The sequence below is a fragment of the Candidatus Methylomirabilota bacterium genome (assembly GCA_036005065.1).
GTDB lineage: Bacteria > Methylomirabilota > Methylomirabilia > Rokubacteriales > DASRDR01 > DASYQW01.
Window position 1 is genome coordinate 1 of sequence record DASYQW010000272.1, and the last position, 4,905, is coordinate 4,905.

The following is a 4,905-nucleotide window of genomic DNA, read 5'->3' on the forward strand; positions in this document are numbered from 1 at the left end:
TACTTCGTCACGCCCTCCGAGCTCACGGCCGCGACCGACAGGACGGCGGGCAAGGCATACCGCCTGGGCGGAATGGTGGTGAAGGGCTCGCTCCAGAAGGACCCGGCCACTCTCGAGCAGCGCTTCCTCCTGTCGGACGGCAAGGCCGCCATCCCCGTCCGCTTCCGGGGGATCCCACCCGACCTCTTCGCCGAGGGGCGCGGGGCCGTGGTGGAGGGGACGATCTCGCCTGACGGAACCTTCGCGGCGAGCACCATCATGGCCAAGCACTCGGAGGAGTACCGGGCGCCCCACGACGCCCAGGCCGGGTACCAGGACCTGCTGCGCACGCTCCGGCGGGACCCGGGGTCGAGCGCGACCGCCACCGGCAAGCCGGGCGGGTGAGGCCCTGATGTCGAAGCGGTGGCTGATTCCGCTGGCGGCCGTGCCCCTCCTCGTGCTGCTGGCATATGGGTTCGGCACCGATCCACGCGCGATTCCCTCGCCCCTCGTCGGGCGAGCGGCGGCGCCCTTCACGCTGACGACCTTCGACGGCCAGCCGGTGAGCCTCGACGGACTGCGCGGCCGCGTCGTCGTCCTGAACTTCTGGGCCTCCTGGTGCTATCCCGCCTGTTACGAGGAAGCGCCCGTCCTCGAGGCGGGCTGGCGCGCGTACCGCGAGCGCGGCGTCTCCGTACTCGGCGTCGACATCCAGGACACCGAGGAGGCGGCCCGGCGCTTCATCGGCGAGTTCGGCCTGACCTTCCCGAATGCGCCGGATCCCAAGGGGAAAGTCTCCATCGAATACGGCGTGTACGGGGTCCCCGAAACCTTCGTCATCGATCGCCGGGGACGGATCCGGGCCAAGCACGTCGGGGCCGTGACCGAGCAGTTCTTCCGATCGACCGTGGAGCCGTTGCTGGCGGAGTCCGCTGGATGAGTACGGTGCTCGTCGCCGCCATCCTGGTGCTGACGAGCGCCGCGGGCGCGGCGCCGGTCAGCGACGAGGCCGTCGCGCAGATCGCGAGCCAGCTCCGCTGCGTCGTCTGCCAGAACCTGTCGGTGGCCGATTCCCCGTCCGAGATGGCCCGGCAGATGCGCGAGGTCATCCGCGAGCGCCTGGCGCAGGGCGAGACGCCCGAACAGGTCCTGGCCTACTTCGTGGACAAGTACGGCGAGTGGGTCCTCCTCTCGCCGCGCACCCAGGGGTTCACCCTCCTCGTGTGGGTGCTGCCGTTCGCGGGACTCTTCGCCGGTCTGGGGGTGGTCTTGCTCGTCACGCTCCGGTGGAGCCGCCGGCCGTCCGAGGCTCGCGAGCCACTGGCGCCCGCCGATCGCGAGCGTCTGAGGGCCGAGCTCGAGAGGTTCAACGAGTAGCCGCCATGGTCATCGTCTTCGCCGCCCTGGCCATGGGCGTCCCGGCCGGGCTGTTCGTCCTCTGGCCTCTCCTCGTGCGCCGCGGCCCGTCCCGACCGGTGGCGCTCGATGACGGAGTGGCCGCGCTCGAGGCGGAGAAGGTCCTCGCCCTTCGCGCCATCCGCGAGCTCGAGCTCGATCGCGAGGCTGGCCTGCTCGCCGACGACGACTACGAGGAGCTCCGGACGCGCTACGAGGGCCGCGCGGCGGCGATCCTGCGGCAGCTGGACGCGCTCGGCCCTCGGCCCTCCGCCATCGCCGGCGCCGCCCGACGTGCCGCGCCACCACACGTCCCCTGGACGCAACGCCCGCTCGTCCTCGCGGGCGGGGCGCTGGCGATCCTGGTGTTCGGCGTCGTGCTCGGCGTGCTGGTCGTACGCTTCACCGGGCCGGCCCCTCCGGAGATGCGCGCGGAGTTACCCGGGCCGGCCGCGGCTCCGCCCACCGGGGAGGGGGGCAGCGCTCGTCCGATCCCCAAGGCGATGCTGGAGGGGATGCTCCGGGCCGCCCACGCGAGCCTGGACGCCGGGCGGTATCCGGAGGCCATCGCCGCCTACAAGGCGGTGCTCAAGCGGGACCCGCAGAACGTGGACGCCATCACCCATCTCGGGGTGATCCTCGCCCTCGCCGGGCATGCCGACGCCGCGCTCGAGGCATTCGATCGGGCCCTCGCGATCGACTCCTCGTACCCCCACGCGCTCTGGGACAAGGCGCGCGTCCTCTACGAGCTGCGCCAGGATTACGCGGGCGCCATCGCCGCCTGGGAGCGCTTCGTCGCCGTCGCCCCTCCGGGCGATGATCGCGAGCAGGCGCTGAGCCGGATCGGCGAGGCCCGGGCGCGCCTCACGGGGGCCCCCGCCCGGTGATGCCGGAGATCGGGTACGCCGCGCTCGTCGTCGCGCTGGCCATGGCCGCCTATGGAGCCAGCGTGGCCGCCCGCGGCGCCCGCTCGGCGGATCCCGGCTGGCTCGCGAGCGCGCGAAACGCCGCGCTCGCCCAGTTCCTGCTGGTCACGGCGGCTGGACTCACCCTCGAGTACCTCCTCGTCACCAGCGACTTCAGCGTCCGCTACGTCGCCCAGACCAGCATCTCCACCAGCCCTCTCCGCTACAAGATCGCCGGGCTGTGGGGCGCGCTCGAGGGCTCGATCCTCCTCTGGGAATGGCTGCAGGCCCTCTTCGTCGTGCTCGTGGCCCGCAAGGCGTCGAGCCTCCGCCGCGACCTCACGGGGTACGCGCTGGCCGTGCTCTTCGTCGTCTCCGGGATCTTTCTGCTCCTGCTGGTGGCGATCTCGAACCCCTTTGCGCGCCTGCAGCCCCCCCCGGCCGAGGGCCGCGGGCTCAACCCTCTGCTGGAAGTCACCGACATGCTCGTCCATCCCCTCCTGCTCTACACGGGGTATGTCGGCTTCGTGGTGCCGTATGCCTTCGGGCTGGCGGCCCTCCTGGCGGGACGGCTGGACGGGACGTGGCTCACCCTCACCCGGCGCTGGACGGTGACGGCGTGGCTCTTCCTGACGGCGGGCATCCTCTACGGGGGCTGGTGGTCGTATCGGACCCTCGGCTGGGGCGGGTACTGGGCCTGGGACCCGGTGGAGAACGCGTCGTTCATGCCCTGGCTCATGGGGACGGCCTTCGTCCACTCGGTCATGGTCCAGGAGCGGCGCCCGATGCTGAAGATCTGGAACGTGACGCTCATCACCCTGACCTTCGCGCTCACGATCTTCGGGACCTTCCTGACCCGCAGCGGCGTGCTGTCGTCGGTCCATGCGTTCGCCAGCGGCGGGGTCGGGCCGTTCCTCCTCGGCTACCTGGCCGTGATCCTGCTCGGCTCCCTCGGGCTCCTGGCCTGGCGCTGGGAGCGTCTCGGCGAGCGCGCCGAGCTGGACGGGCTGCTGTCACGGGAATCGGTGTTCCTGCTGAACAACCTCCTGCTCGCGGCCTTCTGCTTCACCGTCTTCTTCGGGACTATCTTTCCCCTCCTCTCGGAGGCCGTCACCGGGGCCAAGGTGAGCGTGGGCACCCCCTACTTCAACTGGGTGACCATGCCCATCTCACTCGTCATCCTGCTGATGATGGGGGCCGGGCCCCTGGTGCCGTGGCGCCGGGGCTCCTGGGCGCACCTGGCGCGGCTCCTGCGCGTCCCGGCGGTCCTGGCTCTGGCGGGAAGCCTCGCTGTCTGGCTCGCCGGTGGCGTTCGCGGTGACCTCGTCGCCTTCGGGTACACGCTGCCCTTCTTCGCGGCGGCCGCCGTGCTGTTCGAGTTCGTGCGCGCGGCGCGGGGCCGCAGCCGGGTGACCGGCGAAAACCCGCTCAGGGCGTTCGGCACGCTCTGCCGTCAGAACCACCGGCGCTACGGCGGCCTGATCGTCCACCTCGGCGTCGTCCTGGTCGCCATCGGAATCGCCACGTCGTCGATTGGCAAGGTCGAGCGGGAGGCCACCCTGCACCGAGGCGAGACCCTCGACCTCAGCTCCTATCGCCTGCGCTTCACGAGCCTCAGCGCCGTCGAGCGATCCACGCACCTCCTGGTCAGCGCCGACGTCGAGGTCTTCCAGGGGTCGCGCCTGGTGGCCACCCTCCAGCCGGGCCAGCGCCTCTACCCGACCTCCCAGTCCCCGTTCGCGACCGTGGACATCCGCTTCGGTCCGATGAGAGACCTCTACGTGATCCTGGGGGCGTTCGACCGGGAGGGACGCTGGGTGACGCTCAAGGCCCAGGTCCACCCGATGATCGCGTGGATTTGGATCGGGGGCCTCGTGGTCGTGGCAGGAGGCCTCGTCGCGCTCGGACGAGAGCGCCGGCGCCTGCCCGCGGCCATCACCGCCACGGAGGGTGCGGTCCTCATCGGGGCCGCCGACACCCGGGGCACGGTCTGACGGTCCCGCCCCCCCCAAAAAACGGCCAGCGCGAGGTCGGTTCCGCGCCCCCGGGAGGGCTGAGGGAGCGAATGCCTCGCGCTGGCCGGTAATCGGCCGACTTGGACGTTCATCATCTGCACCTCCCGGGAGGGCTGGGAGGCCGCCTGAGTCGACCGATGCGTATTCGGTTGTCGCCGTCACGCCTTCGCGCGACGCCTCTCCGGAGGTGCAAGTCGGCTGCCAGGCCAAATGGCGCGCGAGGAAGCTTTTCGGCCGCCAAAATGCCCCTCCACGTCGTCCGGCGGACGTCGACATTCCACCGGCACCGTCGCCCTTTCTGACACCGAATTGACGGCATCCCCGGACGCATGGTGTAATCGGGTCCCGATGCGCCCGCAGCACCTCACGCGCCGCCTCGTCATGATCGCGGGGCTCGGCGCCCTCGTGGCAGTAGGACTCGCAGCGGCCGCTAACCTGCCGGCGACCGTCGAAGCCCTGGGACGGTTTCACTGGCGGCTCCTCCCGCTCGTCGTCGGGGCCACCTTGGGGAACTACGTCCTCCGCTTCCTCAAGTGGCACTACTACCTCCGGGTGCTCGCCATCCCCCTCGGCGCTCGGCCGAGTCTCCTCGTCTTCCTGGCGGGATTCAC

The 4,905-nt window shown here is 71.1% G+C and carries 6 protein-coding genes; all 6 read left to right on the forward strand.

Annotated features, from left to right (window positions below; genetic code table 11):
- Nucleotides 1–384, forward strand: a 384-nt coding sequence (locus VGW35_18830) for a cytochrome c maturation protein CcmE (GenBank protein HEV8309723.1), incomplete at its 5' end; no start/stop codon positions are given.
- A gap of 7 nt (nucleotides 385–391) precedes the next feature.
- Entirely contained in the window at nucleotides 392–919 is a 528-nt protein-coding gene (locus tag VGW35_18835) for a TlpA disulfide reductase family protein (GenBank protein HEV8309724.1), read from the forward strand.
- Nucleotides 916–1,356 (forward strand): cytochrome c-type biogenesis protein, encoded by a 441-nt coding sequence (locus VGW35_18840; GenBank protein HEV8309725.1) that lies wholly within the window; start codon nucleotides 916–918, stop codon nucleotides 1,354–1,356. Before VGW35_18835 ends, VGW35_18840 begins: the two co-directional genes overlap by 4 nt.
- Before the next feature lie 5 nt (nucleotides 1,357–1,361).
- On the forward strand, nucleotides 1,362–2,261 hold the full coding sequence (locus VGW35_18845; protein HEV8309726.1) for a tetratricopeptide repeat protein: 900 nt from the start codon (nucleotides 1,362–1,364) through the stop codon (nucleotides 2,259–2,261).
- A complete protein-coding gene (locus tag VGW35_18850; GenBank protein ID HEV8309727.1) occupies nucleotides 2,261–4,273 on the forward strand; it encodes a heme lyase CcmF/NrfE family subunit in 2,013 nt (670 codons plus the stop codon). Before VGW35_18845 ends, VGW35_18850 begins: the two co-directional genes overlap by 1 nt.
- Before the next feature lie 369 nt (nucleotides 4,274–4,642).
- Nucleotides 4,643–4,905: UPF0104 family protein (locus VGW35_18855; GenBank protein HEV8309728.1), on the forward strand; the 263-nt coding region annotated here is incomplete at its 3' end.

Coding starts and splice junctions, on each gene's coding strand:
- VGW35_18835 (HEV8309724.1), top strand. CDS start 392: ATGTCGAAGCGGTGGCTGATTCCGCTGGCGGCCGTGCCCCTCCTCGTG.
- VGW35_18845 (HEV8309726.1), top strand. CDS start 1,362: ATGGTCATCGTCTTCGCCGCCCTGGCCATGGGCGTCCCGGCCGGGCTG.
- VGW35_18850 (HEV8309727.1), top strand. CDS start 2,261: ATGCCGGAGATCGGGTACGCCGCGCTCGTCGTCGCGCTGGCCATGGCC.
- VGW35_18840 (HEV8309725.1), top strand. CDS start 916: ATGAGTACGGTGCTCGTCGCCGCCATCCTGGTGCTGACGAGCGCCGCG.